Consider the following 20,074-nt stretch of genomic DNA (forward strand, 5'->3'; position numbering starts at 1 on the left):
ACGCCGACTACCGGAGCGCGTTTTCGACGGCGCTCGCCACCGCTCGCGCCTTCTCGGCGAGCGGTTCGGGTACCTCGCCCGCGGCGACCGCCTCGTCCAACTCGTCGTCGTCGACGCGCTCGACGCGACCGTCGGCGTGTTTCACCACGTCGACGTGGAGGTCGACGTACCGCGCCACGTCCGGGAACAACTCGACCGGCGTACAGACGTTGACGTACGTCCCGCGGCGTTCGCCGTCGCTCCCGCGGTAGACGGTCGGGTACCACCAGCGCCCCTCTTTCAGCTTCGTGACGGCGACGTCGCCCGCCCGCCGTTCGACCTCCAGCGCGTCGTATCGGCCGCCGGGCGTCATCTCGCGTTCGAGCGTCACCGCCCCGGACGGGTCGTACTCGGTCACCTCGCCGCGTCCGAGGACGATGAGCCGTCCCGCGGGTTTGCCGTGGCCGAGCGCGAGCGTGTCGCCCGCCGTCGGTCCGAACTGTCGGGTGAGTGCACCGAACGGGAACTCGCCGCCGGTCTCTCCCGCGTCGCCACAGACCGCCTCCACGAAGTCGACGGCGGCGCTGGCGGCGTTCGTCGCCGCCTTCGCGCGGTGGTGGCCGGCCATCGTCGGCGTCACCTCGCGTCGAATAGCGTCGAGTGCGAACCGCGTCTCGCGACCGAACCAGCACCAGGTCGTCGCCAGCCCGTCGGTCAGGCGGCCGGGATTACCGACCCCATCGTCGAGTGCGTCGAGGGCCGCCGCCCGCTCGTTGAGTCGGTCGACCGTCGCACCCAGCGTGTCGAGGTCGGCGTCGTCGGCCCGGCCGTCCCAGCGGAGCGCCCACCCCTCGCGAGGGTCCGTGGGGAGCAACGAGGCGAGTTCGACGCCGCCGGTCGTCGCGCCGCCACCGCTCGACCGGACGAGGCGGGCCAGCTCCGCATCGACCGAGAGGGTGGTCGTACAGCTCGGTCGGTCGTCGCTCCACGGGGCGGCGGCCTCGCGGACCTGCACCCGGAGCGTGTCGCCGGCTTCGACCTCGTCGTCGACCTGCGAGAAGTGGAGCCAGCCCTCGACTCCGGCGTCGCTCCCTCCGAGGTCGAGCACCGCGCCACTGCGTTTCGTCTCCTCGACTCGCGCGTCGAACACCGCCCCGGTCGGAGCAGGGTCGCTCCACGAGAGCGTGTCGATGCCGACCGACTCCAGGTGGTCGGTGACCGTCTCGACCGTCGCGCTCTCGCCGGCGACGCCGACGCCCTGTCTGTCGTCGGTCGTCTCGACGGTCGCCCGAGCGGGTGCGACCGGGAACGTCGCGTCGAAGCGCTCGCGGATGGGTTCCGAGGCCTGGACGACGCCCTCCTCCTCGTGGAGCAACTGGGTGAGCGCCGTCGTGTAGATGCCCCGGACGCGGACGCTCATAGCGCGTCGGGGTCGGCGGCGAACTTCGTCCGGCCGTTCACCGTCGGGCCGAGCGTCAGTTCGACGAGACCGTCGTCGAGCGGGCGACCACCCTCGATGGGGACGCCCCAGGTGTCGAACTTGAGGTACCCGCGGATGGCGTCGGCGTGGGTGTAGCAGTCGACGTGGTCGACGACGTGCTCGCTGACGCCGTCGGCGCTGTGAGCGAGGTCCATGTCCGAGTAGACGGTGTCGTGGGCCTCGAAGAACGCCACCAGCACGTCGGCGTCCTCGCGAGTGAACCGCTTGACGCGCTCGTCGGCGTCGCGGACCGCCTCGGTCGAGAGACCGACCTCGCGGAGCGCCCGTTGCGTTCGGCTGTCGAAGTGCATACCGTCGCTTCGACAGGGCCGCTCGAAAAGCCACCGGAGACGCCCGCGAGGCGTAGAGTTAGAAGGGTGGACTCCTTTCGTTCACGTATGGCACAACGCGACCCGGTGGAAGCCCGGGCCCAGCGCTCGCGCGACCTCTACGACATCGCGACGTGGGAGCCTCGCTCGGCGCTCGACCGGTTCGCCGTCCGCCTCTACCGGGCCGTCGTCGCCACCGGCAAGTGGGTGCTCGTCCTGCTGGCGGTCGTGTTCACGCTCGCCATCGGTGCGGCCGGCGCGCTCACGAACGAAGCCGTCCTCGGTCTCACAGTGCTGTCGGCGGTGCCCGCCCTCGCGCTCGCGGCGTACGTCTACCGGACCGACATCACCAGCGGCGAACCGCTGGGGCTACTGGCCGTCACGTTCGTCCTCGCCGTCATCTTCGCCAGCTTCGCCGCCGTCGTCAACACCGTGCTCGGCGGCGTCGTCGGTGCGGTCTTCGGCACGGCCCCGACCGCCGGGGGGACCGACACCACGGTGCTCTCGGTGCTCGGGACGGTGCTGTTCTTCCTGCTCGTCGTCGGCCCCATCGAGGAGACGGTGAAGATGCTCGCCGTCCGGTTCTACGCCTACCGCAGCGAGCGGTTCGACGCCGTCGTCGACGGAACAGTGTACGGTGCGGTCGCCGGACTGGGCTTCGCGTTCGTCGAGAACGCCATCTACATCCAGCGCTCGGCCGGGCAGTCGCTCGCGCTCGGTGCGCCCGAACAGGCGCTCGCGGAGGCTGGCGTCACCGCCGCCGTCCGCGCGCTGGCCGGCCCCGGCCACGTCGTCTACTCCGCGTTCGCGGGCTACTACCTCGGTCTCGCGAAGTTCAACCGCGAGAACGCCGGCCCCATCGTCGCGAAGGGCATCCTCATCGCCGCGCTCATCCACGCGCTGTACAACTCGCTGGCGACCGTCGTCCTCCCCGTGGTCACCGGTGCGGTCCCGTCGATTCCGCCGATTACCGTCTACTTCGGGTTCGTCGTCGTGTTCCAGGGGTTCTTCGGCTACCTGCTCTACCGGAAGATCAAGACGTACTCGGCCGCCTACCGCGACGTGATGAGCGACGCCGAACGCGCCGACTCCATCGGCGTCGAACGCACCGAGTTCGACGGGTAGACGGTTCGCTCAGTCCTCGCGGCCGAACCGTTCTGCGTACGCCACCTGCGGGTCGGCCGCCTCGGCGCTCAACACGCGCTCGACGTACTTCGCGAGCACGTCCACCTCGAGGTGGACCGGGTCGCCGACCGCCTTCTCCGACAGCGTCGTGACGTCGTACGTCGCGGGGATGATGGCCACCTCGAACCCCGACTCGTCGAGGGCGGCGACGGTCAGCGAGATGCCGTCGACCGTCACCGACCCCTTCTCGACGACGTACTGTGCGACCTCGTCGGGCAGCGAGAACCCGAACCGCCAGTCCTCGCCCTCCCGTTCGACGCTCGTGACCGTCGCCGTCGCGTCGACGTGACCCTGCACGACGTGGCCGTCGAACCGCCCGTCGGCGGGCATCGCCCGTTCGAGGTTGACGCGCTCGCCCGGTTCGACGCTCCCGAGGGCGGTCCGGTCGACGGTCTCGCGGGCCAGGAACACCGAGAACGTCTCGGCGTCGTGGTCCTCGACGGTCAGGCACGCGCCACTGACGCTGACCGACTGGCCGTAGCTGAGTTCGGGGGCGAACGAACAGGCGATGGTGAGGCGGCGACCGCCCTCGTCGGTTTCGCTCGCGACGACCTCGCCGGTCTCCTCGACGATACCGGTGAACATAGTGGCCGTAGGGGGGTCGTGGTGCAAAGCGTTCCGCTTCGTCGGCCGCACCCCGTCTCACAGCGGAACCGGACCGTCTCGGGGACCTCCAACATCGTTTAAGCCCGCTGACAGCCTCCGTTTCGACGGTGAATCACTCATGAGTGCTACCGTTCCCGAGTCCGGGGACCAGATGACGACGACCGACCGGGTGAGTTCCAGTCGAACCATGACCGCTGCGGGTATCGTGTTGAGTCTGCTCGGTCTGCTGGCCATCGTCTTCCCGTTCGTCACCGGCGTGTCGCTCTCGATACTGCTCGGTGCGCTGCTCGTCGTCGGGGCGCTGTTCCACGTCGCCCACGCGTTCAGCGCCGGCGGGTGGAAGGGGTTCGCGTTGCAGGTGTTGCTCGCGGGCATCTACGCCATCGCCGGTATCGGCCTGCTCGCGAACCCGGTGGTGGGACTGGCGACGCTGACGCTCCTGCTGGTCGGCTACTTCCTCGCCGACGGCATCGTCGAGATACTCCTCGGCCTTCGCCTCCGCGGCGACGCCGGGTGGGTGTGGCTGCTCGCCAGCGGCGTCATCTCGGTCCTGCTCGCCGTCCTCCTGTGGGTCGGCTTCCCGAGCACCGCCGCGTGGGCCGTCGGCCTGCTGTTCGGCGTCAGCCTCCTCTCGTCGGGCCTCTCGATGGTGTTCGTCGGGCGGAGCAGCGCGCGTGCCGAGACCGACACCGCTGCGGCGGCGTAATCGCTCCCTCTTCCGTTTTCCGCCGACTCGATGCCGCGAGCGACTGCGCCGTCACACCGGACTGCTCCGCGGCAGCGGCACCACACCGAACGTCTCTTCGGCGACGTCTCCACACCGACTCTCCCGGTCTGTCCGACTGTCGTGTCTCTCCCGGTTCCGTGGACACCGGGTTATCGTCGCTCGTGTCATACCGCAGTCATGCGACTCGTTCAGGTCCTCATTCCGAACGGTACCCGAGAGAGCGTGTTGGCGGTCCTCGACGACGAGGCCATCGACTACGCGGTAGTCGACGAGACCGGCCGCGGCGACTTCGAGGCGCTCGTCTCGTTTCCCATCCCCGAGAGCGGCGTCGAGGCGGTGCTCGACAGACTCGAAGGGGCGGGTCTCCGCGAGGACGCCTACACCATCGTCCTGGCGACGGAGACGGTCATCTCCCGGCGAATCGGTCGCCTGGAGAAACGGTACTCGGGCCTGCGTATCTCGCGGGAGGAACTCGTCGCCCGTGCGGAGGACCTCGCGCCGGCGGGGTCGACGTACGTCGCGTTCCTCGTGTTGAGCACCGTCATCGCCACCGCGGGGCTGTTGCTCGACTCGGCGGCGACCATCATCGGAGCGATGGTCGTCGCACCGCTGATGGGGCCGGCCATCACCGCCAGCGTCGGTACCGTCCTCGGCGACGAGCGACTCGCCTCTCGCGGTGTGACGTTCCAGGTGGTCGGGTTGGCGCTCGCCATCGCCGTCGGCGCGGTGATGGGCTGGCTGCTGAAGGACACGTTCTTGCTCCCGCCGGCGCTCGACATCCGCGAGATTCCACAGGTCGCAGAACGCACGAGTCCGACGTTCCTCTCGCTGTTCCTCGCACTCGGCTCCGGTATCGCGGGTGCCATCAGCGTCATGCGTAACGCCGGGTCGGCGCTCGTCGGCGTCGCCATTGCCGTCGCGCTCATCCCCCCCGCCGCCACCGCCGGCCTCGGCCTCGCGTGGGGGTACGAGATGGTCGCGCTCGCGGCCGGGACGCTCGTGCTGGTCAACCTGCTGGCCATCAACCTCTCGGCGCTCCTCCTGTTCTACCTCGCGGGCTACCGCCCCGTCGCCGACGACTCGTTCGACCCGGCGGCCGTCCGGCGGTCGGTGCTGACGCGTCTGGCCGGCATCGTCGCCGGGATGCTCCTGCTGTCGGTCGTCCTCGGGGCGGTCACCGTCGTCGAGTACCTCACCAACGAGGTCGAACTCGAACTCGACGCCGAGGCCCGGGCGATGCTCGACGACCCCGAGTACGAAGGGCTGAACTACGAGGGCATCACGACCGAGTTCGACTTCCGTCAGTACGTCTCCGAGGAGGAGTACGAGGTCGAGATCATCGTCGGCGTCGAGCAGGGGGCGACGGTCCCACCGGACCTCGCTCGACGGCTGGACGACCGACTGAGCCAGGCGACCGGCGTCGACCTGTCGGTCCGCGTCGGGTTCCTCGACGAACAGGTGTCCTGACGGTCCGCGGGTCACTCCGCGACGCTTTTCCCCGCCTCCCGCCAGAATCGCACATGGCTCGCGGTATCATCGGGACGGTCCAACTGGTCGCGACGCTCGTGTTCGCTATCCCGGTCGGCCTGTTCGGCGTGATGCAGCTCGTCGACGGCAACGAACTGTTCGGCGGCCTGTTGCTGGTCGCCGCCGTCGGGATGGTGCTCGTCGAGGAGTACCTGACGACGCCACAGGACGTCCCCGCGATGGCCGCCGAGAAGGCCGTCGACGCCGTCGTCGACGACCCCGACGACGACGGCTGACGACCCATCGGCCCACCCGTCGACCGCCGCACCGACTCGCCTCCTCTCGACTCACTCCGCGTCGATGCGGACCGTCATCACCGGTACCGACGCGGTTCGGACGACCTTCTCCGTCACGCTCCCGAGGAGATAGCGGTCCAGTCCGCGTCTCCCGTGGGTCGCCATCACCAGCAGGTCGACGCCCTCGCGCTCGGCGTAGTCGACGATGGTCCGCCACGGCGTCCCCTGCTCGACGGCGGTCGTCGCCTCGACGCCGGCCTCTGCGGCCCGGTCGGCGACCGTCGCGACCGCCTCCTCGCCGACCGCGGTGAGCGCGTCGACGACCTCGGTGCCGACGAGCGTCACGCTGTCGCGCTGGGTGTCGGCGACGAACAGTACGTGGAGCGTCGATTCGTGGATTCGGGCGAGTTCGAGCGCGTCGGTCAGCGCCTCGTCCGCGCCTTCACTCCCGTCGGTCGGGAACAGGATGCGGTCGAACATGACGTGTGAACGTATCGCACGACCGGGGATAAGTCGTGGGGCTGCGTCGCTCCGCGAGTGAGGGTTCGGGAGACCACGGAGGAGGGTCGTCGAGCGCGTTACTGGACGGCGAGTGGCTCCTGGGCTTCGGCCATCAGGTCGTCCAGGTCGCGTTCGGTGAGTTCGTTGTGGAGCAACACGTCGATGGGCAGGGTGGGGGCGCCGTCGACGAGGTTCTCCAGCAAGACGAGGCGTTCGCGAGCGCGGGACATCCCGACGTAGAACACGCGGCGCTCGTTGTCCGTCAGACAGGGGACGGGGTTGGTCGACTCCTCGAACGCCTTGGCCCCTTCGGGGTTCTCGTGTTCGATGGTCGCGGCCATCTGCTCGACGACCTTCTCGGTGAGGTCCGTCGCCACGAACACGTGGTCGGCCTCGCGACCCTTCGCGGAGTGGATGGTGCCGACGCGGACTCGCGAGCGGTCGACGTCCATGTAGTCACCCGAGACGTACGCGTCGAGCGAGCGCTTCTGGTAGTTCGTCACCTTCCGGACCATGTCCGCCGCAGAGGCGAGTCCCGGCGTGAACGGGGCGTGGTCCTTGACGAACGACTCGTCGACGGTCATCTCGGTGAGGTCCTCCACGCCCTCTGCCTCCTGGCGCTCGTCGATGGCGTCGAACAGGTCGTCGCGCTCGCCGGTGCCGAACGCGGCGGAGTCGAGCATCTCGGCGAGTCGGCGGGCCTGCAACCCGTTGATGGCCTCGCCGTTCTCCATCCGCTCGATGGCCTCGACGTAGTCGGTGAACCGGTCGGTCCACATCCGCTGGTCGGTGAGCACCTGGAACGGGATGCCGTAGGAGATGAACTCGTCCATGAATTGGAACATCTGGTAGCGCGCCCGGAACAGGAGCATCACGTCGCCGTCCTCGTCCTGTTCGATGGTCGCGCGGATGTTCCGCACGAGGTCGTACATCGAGGGGCTGGAGACGGCCTCGACGCGACCGCCCTCCTTTCGAGGTAAGAAGTCCTTCTCCTGGCGCTCGGTGACGTGGTCTATCTCGCGGTTGACGACGTTGAGGATGCGCGAGGGGAGTCGGTAGGAGGTGTCGAGGATGACGTCCTCGCCGACCTCGTCGAGCAGGAGGTGGGGGTCCGCACCCTGCCAGGCGTAGACGACCTGGTCGTCGTCGCCGGCGATGAGGACGTTCTCCATGTGGGGTTTCCACTCCTCGTACACCTCGTACTGGAGCGTCGTGATGTCCTGGAACTCGTCGATGACGAGGTAGTCGACGTTCGGCAGCAGCGAGCGCTGCTTGACGCGTTCGAGCATGTCCGCGAAGCCGACCAGCCCGTTGTCGCCCTTGTACTTGCGCCACGCTCGGATGGCCTCGGGCACGTCGAGGCGCTCGTCCGAGGAGGGCCACGTCGGGGTGTACTTGTTGCCGGTCTGGGCGTTCGGGTCGATGTCCGGCGGGAGGCGGACCTCGTCGACGTTCCACTGGAACGGGACGTCGTACCAGTCGGCGACGTCCCGGCGAGTGCGCTGGAGCCACTGGCTCGTCGCGATGAGCTTGTTGCCCATCGTCGTCGACCGCGAGGAGCGTCGGCGCGAGGACTCGTACTCGTCTTCGAACTCCAGCCCGTAGCTCTCACAGAACTCCTTCTTGTCCTTCTCGCCGACGACGTCGCCCCGCGAGAGGTTGAGCAGTTCGTACGCCTTCGCGTGCATCGTCGCGACGTTGCCACGGAGCGCCCGCGGGCTACAGTCGAGTCGTTCTGCGAGTCGTTCGCGGATCTCTGCGGCCGCTGCGCGCGTGTAGGAGACGACGAGGATGTCGTTGACCTCGACGTCGTCGTCGAGGAGGGTGTCGACACGGTCGAGGAGAGCGGTCGTCTTCCCGCAGCCCGGACCGCCGAACAGCCGGGTGACCTGCGTGTCCGTCATTGGACGTGGATAGTGGTCCGTCGGTATAAGTGACGTGGCTTTGGCGACGGAAACCGCCGGTACGTGCCACCAGCACACACTATGGCGGACGGGACCGTCGTGGCGTCGCGTCGGTCACGGCCTGCGTCCGGCGGGGGCGTCGACGTCACTCGACGACCGGACGAGCGGCGGAGAATCGGGTGGTCCGGGGTCGACCGGACGGTTCGAGTCGAACGGGCGGTTCGCGCGGGTGAGAGCGCCGACGACGGCTGCCAGCGACTACGGCATCCAGCCACAGACGCTGCACTCCGTGGCTGCGAGGTCGTGGAGGCTACAGCACTCCGGACACTGCTTCTTGTTATACTCTCGGTCCCAACTCGGCGCTTCTGTTCGGTGTCCGCGCTGTTCGAGGAAGTCGTCGAACATATCGCCGTTCGTCGCCATACAGGTATGACATTGCACACCACACTATTAAAGCTGTCTTCACCCCTCGTTAGCTGAGAACGGCCCGACGACCGACGGGTCGCTCGCCGTCGTGCGAAGATCGGTCTCACCTCGGCGCAGCCGTTCGGTTCTTGGGGGTCGCCGAACCGGCTCAGGTGAGGAAGAAGACGAGCGCGCTCACCGCGGTGACGCCGATGACGAACGCGGCGGCGAGCGCTCCGCCCATCGATATCATCGCGTTGGCGTGGGAGGCGAGCGTCTCGGTCCGGTCGTTGCCGAACACCGTCACGGTCGCGCGCTCGCTCGCCATCCCGGCGACGACGGGTTCGCAGTCCGCGACGGCCCGCGCCGCGAGGTCGAGGACGACCGCCTCCAGTTCGTCGTGGTCGATGGCTGCCCCGACCTGGTTGTCCGCTTCGACGGTGTTGACGATGTGCGTGTCCGTCGTCATCACCTCCGCGGCGTCGACGTACTCGCCGAGGGCCTCGACGAGTCGTCCCCGGAGACCGGGTTCCATGTTGTTGCCGTCGACGAGGACGTACGCGGTACGCTGTTGCCCGGCCTCGACGACGGCCACGCGGACGCCGAGCGGGCCGATGCCGTCGGCCGGCGTCCACTCCGTCCGCTCCCAGGCCACCCCGAGTCGGAGGCGCTGGCGGGGGGCGTCGCTCAGCGCGATGCCCGCCGTCCGGGCCGCCCCCAGCATGTCGAACGAGCGCTCGCTGCCCGGCGTGACGTGGCCCAGGTCCTCGCCTTCGAGGCCGTCGTTGCTGTTGTGGGCGTCGACGACCATCGCCTCGCGCAGGCCGCCGGCGCGGGCTTCCGCCCCGGCGGAGAGACCGACCGCGTAGTCCACGTCGTCGGCGAACTGTGGCGCGTAGCTGGCGACCAGCAGCGCGTCGTCGCCGAACGCCTGGGCGAGCAGTCCGAGTTCGCCCTGCTGGACGTGGTGGCTCTCGGTCGCGCGCTCGGCGTACTCGATGCGCTCGGCCGCCCGGTCGGCCGCCTCGATGAGGGTGTCGACCTCGCGTTCGGTGACGAGGTTGAAGTCGTGGCCGGCGGTCGCGTGGGGGGGAAACCCGAGCCCTTCGGTCGACGCGGCGACCCGTTGGGGGAGGTTCCCCCCGCCGATCTCGCCCATCGGCCCGGGGTGGATCATCGGGAGGACGATACGCGCCTTCTCCTCGCCCGGCGACCCGTCGTCGGCGACGCGGCGAAAGGAGAGGACGGTGACCGGGACGACGGCCTCCTCGCCCAACTGCTCGAAGAAGTCCTCCAGTTCGCGGGTGCCCTCGGCGATGTGGCCGATGAACCCGCGGATGAACTCCAGGACGCTGACGCCGAGACTACGTTTCCACGGCTGGTCGATGACGACGAGGAACAGCCACGTCGCGACGGCGTAGAACACGCACATGAACGCCAGCAAGAGGAAGTCGCTCGGGGCGATGGCCGACAGCGCCTCGGGGGCGCGGTCGGGCCGCGAGAGGTACGAGCGGGCGAGCGGCCCGCCGAACGTCAGATACGTCATCGTCCCGCTGTAGACGAACAGCAGCAACGCCCCCGCGAGCGTCTGGATGCTCGCGGGCAGGATGGCCCAGCGCAGCGCGTGCCCCGAGACGGCCATCGCGACGAACAGCCGGATGGCGAACACGCTGGCGAGCGCGACCAACAGCACGTCGAAGACGAACTGCTGACCGAGGTCCGGCACGCTCGGGACCAGCCCCGACACCGCGACGACGACCGCCGCGAGCGTCAGCAGACCGACCGTGACGAGTTCACAGAACAGCGCCAGCAGCGACGCTCGGTTGGGCGTGAGCTGTCCGTCGAGTCGCCGGTCGACCCACGGGGTGAGGACGCTCGCGGCGAGCGTCGGCACGCCGACGAAGAACACGCCCTGCCAGACGTCCTCCAGCAGGAATCGGGAGTCGAACGCGGCGATGCCGGTGACGGCGGCGATGAGCAGCGAGAACGCGACGCTGGCGTACCACTGCGGCGCGCGGAAGATGTACCGCGAGAGCGACGCGAGGTCGCCCTGCGTCGCGGTCACGTGCGACCGCCCCCTGTCACGTGCATCTACTCACAGAGCGCGACGAAGTTCTCGAAGACCTCCTGACCCCGTTCGGTGTGGGCGACCTCGGGGTGCCACTGCACGCCGAAGAGACCACGGTCAGGGTCGCTCATCGCTTCGACGCCACAGACGTCGCTCTTGGCGGTCCGGGTGAACCCCTCGGGGACCTCGACGACCTCGTCGGCGTGACTCGCCCAGACGCGGGTCTCGGGTGCGAGCGACCCGACCAGCGGGTCCTCGTCGTCGAGGATGTCGACGGTCACGTCGGCGTAGCCGCCGTAGTCACCCGAGGCGGTCGCGCCGCCCAGGGACTTCGCCATCAGTTGCATGCCCAGACAGATGCCGAGGACGGGGACGTCGCCGTCGAGGTAGTCGGCGCTGTGGCCGATTCGGTCCATGTCCGGGCCACCCGAGAGGACGACGCCGTCGGCGTCGACCTCCTCGGGGGGTGTCTCGTTGTCGACGATGTCGGTGTCGACTCCGACGTCACGGAGCGCACGGCCTTCGAGGTGGGTGAACTGCCCGTGGTTGTCCACCACGACGATGCGCGTCATTGCCGGAGCTACGTCCGTGACACGATAAAAACCCCACTGAACCGTCGCTGTCACGAGCGCCCCGTCTCCACCGGGTCGTCGGGTCCTCGAAGCCCACGGTGGGTGACGACGCGGGTGGGAGCGGTTGGCAGTGGTCGAACGTCGCCTCGGTTACGAATACGATGGACGAACGTCAAACGGGTCTCGGAGGCGGCTTTGACGATGTTCGCTGCACCCTGCCAGAGCAGGTCGTATGTTTATATGTCTACGTTCGTTACATCGCTCGACTGCCTATCCCGCCGTCGACGACGGCGCGGCATCACCTGAGAGGAGCCACTACAGTTTCAATGCCCACGAACGAACACCGGACGCGAGCCATCGAATCCCTCGAGGCGCTCGGTCTCCGCGAGTATGAGGCGAAGTGCTTCGTCGCCCTCGTCCAGCTCTCGGAAGGGACCGCCAAAGAGGTGAGCAAGGTCGCCGGCGTGCCACGCTCGCGCGTCTACGACTCCCTCGAGAAGCTACAGAACCGGGGTCTCGTCGACGTCCGCGAGTCCAACCCCCGCAAGTATCGCGGCGTCTCCGTCGACACCGCCGTCCAGACGCTCCGCAACGAGTTCACCTCGCACCTCGAAGCGGTGGGCGAGAACCTCAAGGAGCTTCAGGTGTCGCCTCACAACGGCGACAACGAGTTCTGGACGGTCTCGGGACGCGAGAACGTCAGCGAACGCGGGAACGAACTCATCGACGACGCGGTCCGCGAGGTCGTCGTCGTCCTGCCCGAGGACGACCACGTCGTCGACATCTCACTCGACTGGATTCGACGGAGCCTCGACGCGGGCGTCACCACCCTCGTCGACGCGCCGACGACCGCGGTCGAACAGCGAATCCTCTCCGAGACCCCCGGTGCACAGGTGTACACCTCCTCGCGCGAAGACGGCCGGAACCTCGGTCGCACCCTGCTCGTCGACGACAGTTCGGTGCTGCTGAGCGTCATCGAAGAGCCGCTCCCGACGGTTCAGGAGGAGACGGCCGTGGTGAGCAACGGCGGCGTCGGCACCCGAATCGTCTCGCTCGTCGACGACGTCTCCCAGAGCCGTCGCCGCTCGCTCGAAGAGAGTCCGGCGACCGCCGACACCGCCAACGACGACTGACCGTCCCGACTCGCAAGTCGGTTTGCCCTATTACGTATTCTCGCTGACGAGAATGTCGTCAGTCCCGGTAGCGCTCGGCGGCCGAGTCGAACCCGAGTTCGTCCAACTCCCGCGAGCGCCGGCCCTCGCGTTCGGCGAGCGCCTCTGGTGGGGGGCTGGCGTCGTCGTCGATGCGGGCGAACGAGTCGTGGACCTTCGCGTGACACCACCGACAGAGGTAGACGGTTATCTCGTGGGTCGGGTCTCCGGGCGAGTCATCGGCAGCGTGCCCGCTGGCACGAGCGCTGGCGCGATACGAGAGGTGGTGTTCTTCGAGCAGCGGTCGGTCGCCGTCGTGGGCCATCCGAACCTCGTTTAGCCCACAGCGGATACACTCGCGCGAGCGGTTCGTACACCGAAAGTGCGGGCAGTCGGCCCACTCCCAGTCCGGTCCCGACTCGCCGACGACCGGGCAGACGTAGTCCCGCTCGCGCATCGCGCGGAAGAACTTGGAGTTCGGGTCGGCGTGGTCGAACGCGAACCGACAGTTCCCGTCGTCGGTGACGTGGTCACACCGCTCGACGTAGTCGTACGGGTCGTCCACGCCGACGGAGGTGCCGAGCGGCGTCTTCTCCATGCGACCCCGTGCGGGCGCTCGGGTTTCAAGCTTGCTGGCGGCAGTCAGCGCACTGGACGAAGCGGTCGGTTCTTGTGCGTCCTCTCGAACGACTGGTCATGCGCGTCGTCCACGAGTCCGGCAGGGTGCTCGCGAGCGAGGTCGAGACCGCCGACTCCATCCTCGCACAGGGTCGCGGCCTGATGTTCCGGCGGTCGATTCCCGACGACTACGCCCTCGTGTTCCCGTTCGGCGAGCAGGTCCAGCGGAGCCTCCACATGCTGTTCGTCCCGTTCCCCATCGACGCGGTCTGGCTCTGTGACGGCGTCGTCCAGCAGGTGACGACGATGCGCGCGTGGGTCGGGTTCGGTCGCGGGCTCGGCGACACGGTCGTCGAGGCACCGGCGGGGACGTTCGACGACGTCGCGCCGGGCGACCGACTCCGCATCGAGTCGTGAGCGGTCGCTCGCGGGTGTGAGATAACGAGAGTGAGTTCGCAGGTGTCGGTCACCGCCGGGTGCCCGGCCCGGTGTTCCCCGAGTGGCTCAGTCGTCGCCGACGGCCTTCGCGTCGGGCGTCTCGGCGCTCGCGGAGACGATCTCGTAGAGGTTCTGCCGGGCGTCGGCGAAGTAGACGTCCTCGTCGACGGCCTCGATACCCTCGAGACGTTCCAGTGCGTAGCGGACCGTTCGAGCCGAGAGCATCGACTCCTCGACGATGCCCTTCTGGGTCAACGGTCCGTTGTACTGCAGCACTTTGTATACGAGCTTCGCGCTCGGCGGTAGGTCGGCAAGGCCCTCGGCGGAAGAGTCGCTCATAACGGTATAAATAGACACGTGGACACCGCATAAAGATTGACCCGAGCGTCGGAATTCGGATACGTCGGCCGCGAGCGGACCGAACGGCTTTTGCGGCCCGACCGACCACTCTCGGACATGGCTACCGACACGGTCGACCGCCCGAGCGACCATATCCGGGGTATCACCGTGACGGCGCTGGCCTCGCTGCTGGGCATCGCCGCCGCCTTCGGGTCGTACACGATAACCACCGACCCCACGGCGACCGCGGTCGTCTACGCCCTCGTAGCGGCCATCGTCGTCCAGTTCCCCGTGCTTCGGGTCACTGGCCTCAAAGAGGAGTTCTCCACGAAGGACTACCTCTACGTCGCGTTCATGACGTTCGCGCTGTGGTTCGTCTGCTTGACTATCCTCTTCACCGCCGACGTCTCCCTCTGATGGCGGACGACAGCATCGCGGTCGTGGACCTCGACAGGTGTCAGCCCGACCGCTGTAACTACGAGTGTGCGAACTACTGCCCACCCAACCGGACGGGCAAGGAGTGCATCACCACGCGCGAGGAGCGCCACGGCGACGACGCCTACGAGGGCGACCCCGACCAGATATCCATCTCCGAGGACATCTGTCTGGGCGAGTCCTGTGGTATCTGCGTCGTCAAGTGCCCGTTCGACGCTATCGAGATCATCAACCTCCCGCAGGAACTGGAGGACGAACCGGTCCACCGCTACGGCGAGAACGCCTTCTCGCTGTACGGTCTACCCGCCCCACAGGACGGCCAGGTGACGGGCATCCTCGGGCCGAACGGCATCGGGAAGACCACCGCCGTCCACATCCTCGCCGACGAGTTCACGCCGAACCTCGGCGACCCCAACGCCGAACCGGACTGGGACGCCGTCATCGACGAGTACCGTGGCACCGAACTGCAGAGCTACCTCGAGGACGTGCAGGCCGGCGACGTCACCGTCGCCCGCAAACCGCAGTACGTCGACCGGATTCCGAACCAGTTCGACGGCAACACCCGTCAGCTGCTCGAATCGGTCGACGAACGAGACGTCGTCGACGACCTCGTCGACCGCCTCTCTATCCGGCAGGTCATCGACCAGTCCATCGACACGCTGTCGGGCGGGGAGCTCCAGCGCGTCGCACTCGCCGCCACGTTGGCACGCGACGCGGACTTCTACTTCCTCGACGAGATAACGCCGTACCTCGACATCGGCCAGCGCGTCACCGCCGCTCGACTCATCCGGGAACTCGCCGAGGAGGGCGACCGTTCGATGCTCGTCGTCGAACACGACCTCGCGGTCCTCGACCTGCTCGCGGACTCGCTCAACGTCGCCTACGGTGAACCCGGTGCGTTCGGCGTCATCACGCCGCCGAAGTCCACGCGCCAGGGCATCAACCAGTACCTCTCGGGCTACCTCGAGAACGAGAACATGCGTATCCGCCCGGAGGCCATCGAGTTCGAGCGCCACGCGCCGCGCTCGTCACACCGCGGCGAGACGCTCGCCGAGTACCCGGACCTCACGATGTCCTACGGCGAGGACGAGTTCACCCTCGACGTGGAGGCCGGCGAGATTCTGAAGAACGAGGTGCTCGGCATCGTCGGTCCCAACGGCATCGGGAAGTCGACGTTCGCGAAACTGCTCACCGACCGCCTCGAACCGACCGAGGGCGAGATCGACACGAAGCTCGACATCTCGTACAAACCGCAGTACGTCGACATCGACCAGCCGATGCGCGTCGACGCCTTCCTCGCCTCCATCACCGACCAGTTCGGGTCGTCGTACTGGGAGACCGAGATCGCGAACCCGCTCCAGTTGGGCCGCATCATGGAGCAGAACCTCACCGACCTCTCCGGTGGGGAACGCCAGCGCGTCGCCATCGCGGCGTGTCTCTCGAAGGACGCCGACCTCTACCTGCTCGACGAGCCGTCGGCGCACCTCGACGTCGAACAGCGGGTGCTCGCGACCCGCGCCATCCGCCGGTACACCGAGAACCACGACGCGACGGCGATGGTCATCGACCACGACATCTACATGATCGACCTGCTGTCGGACCGACTGATGGTGTTCGACGGCGAACCCGCGGTCCGCGGTGAGACGTCGCCACCCGTCGGGATGCGCGAGGGGATGAACCGGTTCCTCTCGAACCTCGACATCACGTTCCGCCGCGACCAGCGCACCAGTCGTCCGCGTATCAACAAGCCCGGCAGCCAACTCGACCGCGAGCAGAAGAACGCCGGCGAGTACTACTACGCGCCGGCCGGCGACGACGCCGAGGAGTAGCGCGGTTCGGACCGAGCGAAGCGAGGGAGAACCGCGGGAACGAGCGAGGAACGCAGTGACTCGCGAGGAGTAGGGAGACGCTCGCGGTGCGAGCGTCTCCGAAACCCGAACGGGGAGCGTCAGCGACCCGTGAGGGGTGACGAGGCGCTTCGACCCACCGCACGCTTTTATCGCCCGCCGTCGGAGGCTCTGACGTGCACGACTACCACGTCCACTCGAACTACTCCGACGGCACGTTCCTCTGGCACATGTGTGCCGCCGCCGAGGAGGCCGAACTGGACGGGATCGGCTTCGCCGACCACTGCAACGTCTCCGCTCGTGACCCGCAGCGCCGAGAGAAACAGCTGTTCGGGTTCAACCTCGACGCGACCTACGAACGCCGACGCGCCGGTATCGAACACCTCCGCGAGCGCTACGACTTCCGTATCTACGACGCCGTCGAGATGGACTACCTGCCCGACGAGGAGGAGCGTATCGCCGCGTTCCTCGACGACGCGGGGTTCGACTACGCCGTCGGTAGCGTCCACTCCGTCGACGACCGGAACGTCCAGGGGGCCGGTCAGTTCCGCTCGATGAGCGACGCCGAACGGCGCGCCGTCGCCGACGACTACTACGACACGCTCGTCTCGCTCGTCGAGTCCGAACTGTTCGACATCGCCGCCCACGCCGACCTGCTCGAACGCACCGAACCGCTCCGCGGGTTCGCCACCGACGACCACTACGACCGGGTCGCCCGGGCGTTCGCCGACTCCCGGACCGTCCCCGAGATAAACGCCGGGCGCGTCCTCCGGGACTACGGCGAACTCCACCCGGCCCCGCGATTCTTCGAGGTGCTCCGCGAGCACGACGTTCCGTTCGTCCTCGGAAGCGACTCTCACGACCCCGACGAGATTCGTCCTCGTGGCCGGCGACTCCAGCAGTTCTGCGACGAGACGGGCCTCGAACCGGTCGAACTAGACCTCTGAGGCGGTGTCGTTGCCGTCGCTGTGCGGTGACGGTGTCGTGTGGCCCTTCTCTGTCGTACCGCGAGCGAGTGAAACGAGCGAGCGGGCCGAGGCACCCCCGAAGGGGGTGACGTCGGCTTTTGGTCCAGCTTTTGCCAGCGAGCCGTCAGCAGTCGCGAGCGCTAGCGAGCGTACTGCTGACAGGCGAGCGCAGCAAAAGGTGGGTGCTCAATGCACGAGCCGCGAGCAGGTGCCACAGAGGTTCTGCTCTTTGACGTCGACCTCTCGCACCGTCGGCGAGAAGTTCATCACGCAGCGTTTGTTGTCGCAGTGCTCCAGCCCGAGGGTGTGGCCAATCTCGTGGACGACCTCCTTGCGGACGCGGTCGGCGAACACCTCGCTGGCGGACTTCTGGGCGAACCCGCCGTCGGAGGAGGTCTGGAGGCGGTACGTCGAGATGACGCTGCCCGCGCCGTCCAGATACGCCAGCCCGAAGACGTAGTTGCGCCGGCGGTAGAACAGGTCGTTCGGGGTGATGGCGATGTTCTTGTCTCCGTCGCCCACACGGCCGGCCAACTCGATGAACTCCTCGGCGCGGTACTGCCCTCGGTTCGGGTCGTACGCCGTGTCGGGAATCGGCTGTGCGGCGTGGACGGTGACATCGCAATCGTAGACCGACCGGAGTCCGGACGACGCCTCGCGTTTGACGACTGCGGGGACGTCACCGACCGGCACGATGTCAACGTGCATGAACCAGCGTATGAACGGCCCGGCTATAAGCCTCCCGACGTGGACACGCGTCGTGTCCCGGTTCTGACGACTGGAACCGGCCCGTTCGCGGGCGAGCGCCGCAAGAACCCGTCCGCACCGGACGACTGAAGTAGCGTCGCCGCGGTGGGTTCGACGTGCAACCGGCCACGCGAGACGCGCTCGTCGCTCGACTTGCTCGCTACGACCGACTCGTCGAGGTGGGCGTCGGCAACCGCCCAGACGTGGCGAGCGCGCTGGCCGAACGCTCGACGGTCACCGCGACCGACGTCCACGACCGGCCGGTGCCGTCGGGCGTCCGGTTCGTCCGCGACGACGTGACGAGTCCGGACCCGTCGGTGTACCGCGACGCCGACGCCATCTACGCGCTGAACCTGCCACCGGAACTCCACCGGCCGGTGGGGGAGCTCGCACGCCGCTACGGCGCGGACTTCCTGTTCACGACGCTCGGGGGCGACCCCGCCTCGATTCCCGCCGACGCCGAGACGCTCCCCGGCGAGACGCTGTTTCGCGCCCGCGACACCCCGCTCCCCTGACCCCCTCCGCTCTCTGTGACATGAACGTAGACACCATCGTGCTCGACATCGACGGCGTGCTGGTCGACGTGGCCGACTCCTATCGCCGTGCCGTCGTCGAGACGCTCGACCGAACCTACGACGAGACCATCGACCGCGACGGCGTCCAGTCGTTCAAGGACGCCGGCGGGTTCAACGACGACTGGGAACTCACCCACGCCGCCGCGCTCTACATCCTCGCCAGTCGCGAGGGGTACGACGCGCCACTCGGGCGGTTCACCGACGCTATCGCCGCCAGCGGCGGCGGCCTCGACGGTGCTCACACCGTCGTCGCCGACGCCCTCGCTCCCGACGCCCGCGAACGCGTCCACGCCGCCTGGGACCCCGACGCGCTCACCGACACGTTCCAGCAGTTGTACCTCGGGAGCGACCTGTACCGCGAGTTGGAGGGTGGCGACACCATTATCGAGCGCGAGGGGTTCATCCACGACGAGTCGGTGCTCGTCGCGCCCGAGACGCTCGACCACCTCCGCGAGCGCTACGCCGTCGGCGTCGTCACCGGCCGTCCCGAGGCGGAGGCCGCCCTCGCGCTGGAACGGGTGGGGCTGGACCTCCCCGACGAGCACGTCGTGACGATGGACTCGCCGGTCGCCGGCAAACCCGACCCCGAGGGGCTGGTCGGCCTCGCCGAGCGACTCGACGCCGACCGCCTCGCGTTCGCGGGCGACACGCTCGACGACGTCCAGACGGTCCACAACGCTCGCACTGTCGACGACCGGACGTACTTCGGCATCGGCGTCCTGACCGGTGGGTTGACCGGCGAGACCGGCCGAGAAGCGTTCGAGCGGGTCGACGCCGACGCCGTCGTCGAGACCGTCGACGACCTGCCGACTCTGCTGGAGTAACGGGCGACCGGTCGGCGGCAGACCGGCCACACTTTTGTCACTCCGAGCGAACGACTGTGGACGATGGCTCGTGCCTGGATTGGTCCCCTGCTCGCGGCGGTCGTCGCCGTCGCCGCCCTCTCGATGGCGGCGGCGACGTTCGACTCCGCACGTCCCGACGAAGGACTCACGCTCGGTGGTGGCGACGGCGCCGACACCGGTCGCAACGTCGGCGGCGGCGACGGCGCATCGAGCGCCGGCGACGCGCCCGTCGTCCCCGCGCTGCTCCCCGACGTGGCGTTCGGCAGCGACGAGGCGACCCTCGACGACGGTGGGGGGTCGCTCCCCGTCGTCGTCCTCCTCGCCGTCGTCGGTCTCCTCGCGCTCGCGGCGGGGGTCCTCTATCGACTCACCGGTGACGACGACCGAGCGAGTCTCGACGACACGACGACGCCGGACGCGACGGCCACGGACGCCTCCGACTGGCCGGTCGACCCGTCGCTGTCCAACGAGGTGTACCGGGCCTGGTACGACCTGGCTCGGCGTACGCCGGTCGCAAATCGAGCGACGGCGACCCCGGGGGACGTCGCGGTCGCCGCCGTCGCGAACGGTCAGCCGTCGGGGGGGGTCCGCG

23 protein-coding genes are annotated in these 20,074 nt (G+C 68.2%); 12 read left to right on the plus strand and 11 right to left on the minus strand.

Features of this window, described 5'->3' with window-relative positions; all coding sequences use genetic code 11:
• Positions 1-7 precede the first annotated feature (7 nt).
• Together M1L36_RS00595 and M1L36_RS00600 are read right to left on the minus strand one after the other, a co-directional pair.
• Positions 8-1,399 carry a DUF402 domain-containing protein gene (locus M1L36_RS00595; RefSeq protein WP_250871758.1) on the minus strand — a complete coding sequence of 464 codons (1,392 nt, stop codon included), beginning with the start codon at positions 1,397-1,399 and terminating at the stop codon, positions 8-10.
• Positions 1,396-1,770: a DUF7532 family protein gene (locus tag M1L36_RS00600; protein ID WP_250871759.1), complete on the minus strand. Its 375-nt coding sequence runs from the start codon at positions 1,768-1,770 to the stop codon at positions 1,396-1,398. The genes M1L36_RS00595 and M1L36_RS00600 overlap by 4 nt, the downstream gene beginning before the upstream one ends.
• A gap of 87 nt (positions 1,771-1,857) precedes the next feature.
• Here M1L36_RS00600 and M1L36_RS00605 point away from each other — a divergent pair, with 87 nt between their 5' ends.
• Entirely contained in the window at positions 1,858-2,913 is a 1,056-nt protein-coding gene (locus M1L36_RS00605) for a PrsW family intramembrane metalloprotease (RefSeq protein ID WP_250871760.1), read from the plus strand.
• A 9-nt stretch (positions 2,914-2,922) separates the two neighbouring features.
• Here the strand turns inward: M1L36_RS00605 and M1L36_RS00610 are convergent, their stop codons facing one another.
• Positions 2,923-3,558, minus strand: a complete 636-nt coding sequence (locus M1L36_RS00610) for a riboflavin synthase (RefSeq protein ID WP_250871761.1) — start codon at positions 3,556-3,558, stop codon at positions 2,923-2,925.
• Between the two features lie 139 nt (positions 3,559-3,697).
• Between M1L36_RS00610 and M1L36_RS00615 the strand changes: the two genes are divergently transcribed.
• From M1L36_RS00615 to M1L36_RS00625, 3 genes are all read left to right on the plus strand, one after another.
• Entirely contained in the window at positions 3,698-4,285 is a 588-nt protein-coding gene (locus M1L36_RS00615; RefSeq protein WP_250871762.1) for an HdeD family acid-resistance protein, read from the plus strand.
• 198 nt (positions 4,286-4,483) lie between these two features.
• Positions 4,484-5,773: a TIGR00341 family protein gene (locus M1L36_RS00620; protein ID WP_250871763.1), complete on the plus strand. Its 1,290-nt coding sequence runs from the start codon at positions 4,484-4,486 to the stop codon at positions 5,771-5,773.
• Between the two features lie 53 nt (positions 5,774-5,826).
• Entirely contained in the window at positions 5,827-6,069 is a 243-nt protein-coding gene (locus M1L36_RS00625) for a DUF7533 family protein (RefSeq protein WP_250871764.1), read from the plus strand.
• A gap of 51 nt (positions 6,070-6,120) precedes the next feature.
• Here M1L36_RS00625 and M1L36_RS00630 read toward each other — a convergent pair whose 3' ends face one another.
• The 5 genes from M1L36_RS00630 to M1L36_RS00650 all read right to left on the minus strand — a co-directional run bounded on the left by M1L36_RS00630 (position 6,121) and on the right by M1L36_RS00650 (position 11,519).
• Positions 6,121-6,549, minus strand: a complete 429-nt coding sequence (locus M1L36_RS00630) for a universal stress protein (protein ID WP_250871765.1) — start codon at positions 6,547-6,549, stop codon at positions 6,121-6,123.
• A 98-nt stretch (positions 6,550-6,647) separates the two neighbouring features.
• Positions 6,648-8,474, minus strand: a complete 1,827-nt coding sequence (locus M1L36_RS00635; RefSeq protein ID WP_250871766.1) for a UvrD-helicase domain-containing protein — start codon at positions 8,472-8,474, stop codon at positions 6,648-6,650.
• A 258-nt stretch (positions 8,475-8,732) separates the two neighbouring features.
• Positions 8,733-8,897, minus strand: coding sequence for an HVO_0416 family zinc finger protein (locus tag M1L36_RS00640; RefSeq protein WP_250871767.1), 165 nt, complete (start codon positions 8,895-8,897; stop codon positions 8,733-8,735).
• A 151-nt stretch (positions 8,898-9,048) separates the two neighbouring features.
• Entirely contained in the window at positions 9,049-10,944 is a 1,896-nt protein-coding gene (locus M1L36_RS00645; RefSeq protein ID WP_250871768.1) for a DUF2070 family protein, read from the minus strand.
• Between the two features lie 26 nt (positions 10,945-10,970).
• Complete coding sequence (locus tag M1L36_RS00650) at positions 10,971-11,519, minus strand: GMP synthase subunit A (protein ID WP_250871769.1); 549 nt, start codon at positions 11,517-11,519, stop codon at positions 10,971-10,973.
• 326 nt (positions 11,520-11,845) lie between these two features.
• On the opposite strand from M1L36_RS00650, the gene M1L36_RS00655 reads away from it, so the two are divergent.
• Positions 11,846-12,652 (plus strand): TrmB family transcriptional regulator, encoded by an 807-nt coding sequence (locus M1L36_RS00655; protein WP_250871770.1) that lies wholly within the window; start codon positions 11,846-11,848, stop codon positions 12,650-12,652.
• Between the two features lie 58 nt (positions 12,653-12,710).
• Here M1L36_RS00655 and M1L36_RS00660 read toward each other — a convergent pair whose 3' ends face one another.
• Positions 12,711-13,268, minus strand: coding sequence for a DUF7097 family protein (locus tag M1L36_RS00660; RefSeq protein WP_250871771.1), 558 nt, complete (start codon positions 13,266-13,268; stop codon positions 12,711-12,713).
• Positions 13,269-13,366: 98 nt separating this feature from the next.
• On the opposite strand from M1L36_RS00660, the gene M1L36_RS00665 reads away from it, so the two are divergent.
• Positions 13,367-13,705 carry a DUF192 domain-containing protein gene (locus M1L36_RS00665; RefSeq protein WP_250871772.1) on the plus strand — a complete coding sequence of 113 codons (339 nt, stop codon included), beginning with the start codon at positions 13,367-13,369 and terminating at the stop codon, positions 13,703-13,705.
• Positions 13,706-13,792: 87 nt separating this feature from the next.
• Here M1L36_RS00665 and M1L36_RS00670 read toward each other — a convergent pair whose 3' ends face one another.
• Complete coding sequence (locus M1L36_RS00670; protein WP_250871773.1) at positions 13,793-14,065, minus strand: winged helix-turn-helix domain-containing protein; 273 nt, start codon at positions 14,063-14,065, stop codon at positions 13,793-13,795.
• A 117-nt stretch (positions 14,066-14,182) separates the two neighbouring features.
• Here M1L36_RS00670 and M1L36_RS00675 point away from each other — a divergent pair, with 117 nt between their 5' ends.
• The 3 genes from M1L36_RS00675 (at position 14,183) to M1L36_RS00685 (ending at position 17,294) form a co-directional block, all read left to right on the plus strand.
• Complete coding sequence (locus tag M1L36_RS00675) at positions 14,183-14,482, plus strand: EMC6-like membrane protein (RefSeq protein WP_250871774.1); 300 nt, start codon at positions 14,183-14,185, stop codon at positions 14,480-14,482.
• Entirely contained in the window at positions 14,482-16,329 is a 1,848-nt protein-coding gene (locus M1L36_RS00680; RefSeq protein WP_250871775.1) for a ribosome biogenesis/translation initiation ATPase RLI, read from the plus strand. Before M1L36_RS00675 ends, M1L36_RS00680 begins: the two co-directional genes overlap by 1 nt.
• A 194-nt stretch (positions 16,330-16,523) precedes the next feature.
• The gene (locus tag M1L36_RS00685; protein WP_250871776.1) at positions 16,524-17,294 is read left to right on the plus strand and encodes a PHP domain-containing protein; all 771 of its coding nucleotides are present in this window, start codon (positions 16,524-16,526) and stop codon (positions 17,292-17,294) included.
• Positions 17,295-17,501: 207 nt separating this feature from the next.
• Here the strand turns inward: M1L36_RS00685 and M1L36_RS00690 are convergent, their stop codons facing one another.
• Positions 17,502-18,023, minus strand: coding sequence for an archaemetzincin family Zn-dependent metalloprotease (locus M1L36_RS00690; RefSeq protein ID WP_250871777.1), 522 nt, complete (start codon positions 18,021-18,023; stop codon positions 17,502-17,504).
• Between the two features lie 155 nt (positions 18,024-18,178).
• Here M1L36_RS00690 and M1L36_RS00695 point away from each other — a divergent pair, with 155 nt between their 5' ends.
• The 3 genes from M1L36_RS00695 to M1L36_RS00705 form a co-directional block, all read left to right on the plus strand.
• Positions 18,179-18,577, plus strand: a complete 399-nt coding sequence (locus M1L36_RS00695) for a UPF0146 family protein (protein ID WP_250871778.1) — start codon at positions 18,179-18,181, stop codon at positions 18,575-18,577.
• A 20-nt stretch (positions 18,578-18,597) separates the two neighbouring features.
• Positions 18,598-19,461, plus strand: a complete 864-nt coding sequence (locus M1L36_RS00700; RefSeq protein WP_250871779.1) for a TIGR01548 family HAD-type hydrolase — start codon at positions 18,598-18,600, stop codon at positions 19,459-19,461.
• Between the two features lie 63 nt (positions 19,462-19,524).
• The coding region (locus tag M1L36_RS00705; RefSeq protein WP_369694188.1) for a hypothetical protein at positions 19,525-20,074 on the plus strand (550 nt) is incomplete at its 3' end.

Origin of the sequence: Halomarina rubra, assembly GCF_023699475.1 — an archaeon.
Classification (GTDB): Archaea; Halobacteriota; Halobacteria; order Halobacteriales; family Haloarculaceae; genus Halomarina; species Halomarina rubra.

Excerpts from the sequence above, each read along its gene's own strand:
- M1L36_RS00650 (WP_250871769.1), bottom strand. The coding sequence starts at position 11,519 with ATGACGCGCATCGTCGTGGTGGACAACCACGGGCAGTTCACCCACCTC.
- M1L36_RS00610 (WP_250871761.1), bottom strand. The coding sequence starts at position 3,558 with ATGTTCACCGGTATCGTCGAGGAGACCGGCGAGGTCGTCGCGAGCGAA.
- M1L36_RS00665 (WP_250871772.1), top strand. The coding sequence starts at position 13,367 with ATGCGCGTCGTCCACGAGTCCGGCAGGGTGCTCGCGAGCGAGGTCGAG.
- M1L36_RS00700 (WP_250871779.1), top strand. The coding sequence starts at position 18,598 with ATGAACGTAGACACCATCGTGCTCGACATCGACGGCGTGCTGGTCGAC.
- M1L36_RS00605 (WP_250871760.1), top strand. The coding sequence starts at position 1,858 with ATGGCACAACGCGACCCGGTGGAAGCCCGGGCCCAGCGCTCGCGCGAC.
- M1L36_RS00620 (WP_250871763.1), top strand. The coding sequence starts at position 4,484 with ATGCGACTCGTTCAGGTCCTCATTCCGAACGGTACCCGAGAGAGCGTG.
- M1L36_RS00680 (WP_250871775.1), top strand. The coding sequence starts at position 14,482 with ATGGCGGACGACAGCATCGCGGTCGTGGACCTCGACAGGTGTCAGCCC.
- M1L36_RS00675 (WP_250871774.1), top strand. The coding sequence starts at position 14,183 with ATGGCTACCGACACGGTCGACCGCCCGAGCGACCATATCCGGGGTATC.
- M1L36_RS00690 (WP_250871777.1), bottom strand. The coding sequence starts at position 18,023 with ATGCACGTTGACATCGTGCCGGTCGGTGACGTCCCCGCAGTCGTCAAA.
- M1L36_RS00635 (WP_250871766.1), bottom strand. The coding sequence starts at position 8,474 with ATGACGGACACGCAGGTCACCCGGCTGTTCGGCGGTCCGGGCTGCGGG.
- M1L36_RS00600 (WP_250871759.1), bottom strand. The coding sequence starts at position 1,770 with ATGCACTTCGACAGCCGAACGCAACGGGCGCTCCGCGAGGTCGGTCTC.
- M1L36_RS00655 (WP_250871770.1), top strand. The coding sequence starts at position 11,846 with ATGCCCACGAACGAACACCGGACGCGAGCCATCGAATCCCTCGAGGCG.
- M1L36_RS00660 (WP_250871771.1), bottom strand. The coding sequence starts at position 13,268 with ATGGAGAAGACGCCGCTCGGCACCTCCGTCGGCGTGGACGACCCGTAC.
- M1L36_RS00630 (WP_250871765.1), bottom strand. The coding sequence starts at position 6,549 with ATGTTCGACCGCATCCTGTTCCCGACCGACGGGAGTGAAGGCGCGGAC.
- M1L36_RS00615 (WP_250871762.1), top strand. The coding sequence starts at position 3,698 with ATGAGTGCTACCGTTCCCGAGTCCGGGGACCAGATGACGACGACCGAC.
- M1L36_RS00595 (WP_250871758.1), bottom strand. The coding sequence starts at position 1,399 with ATGAGCGTCCGCGTCCGGGGCATCTACACGACGGCGCTCACCCAGTTG.
- M1L36_RS00625 (WP_250871764.1), top strand. The coding sequence starts at position 5,827 with ATGGCTCGCGGTATCATCGGGACGGTCCAACTGGTCGCGACGCTCGTG.
- M1L36_RS00670 (WP_250871773.1), bottom strand. The coding sequence starts at position 14,065 with ATGAGCGACTCTTCCGCCGAGGGCCTTGCCGACCTACCGCCGAGCGCG.
- M1L36_RS00640 (WP_250871767.1), bottom strand. The coding sequence starts at position 8,897 with ATGGCGACGAACGGCGATATGTTCGACGACTTCCTCGAACAGCGCGGA.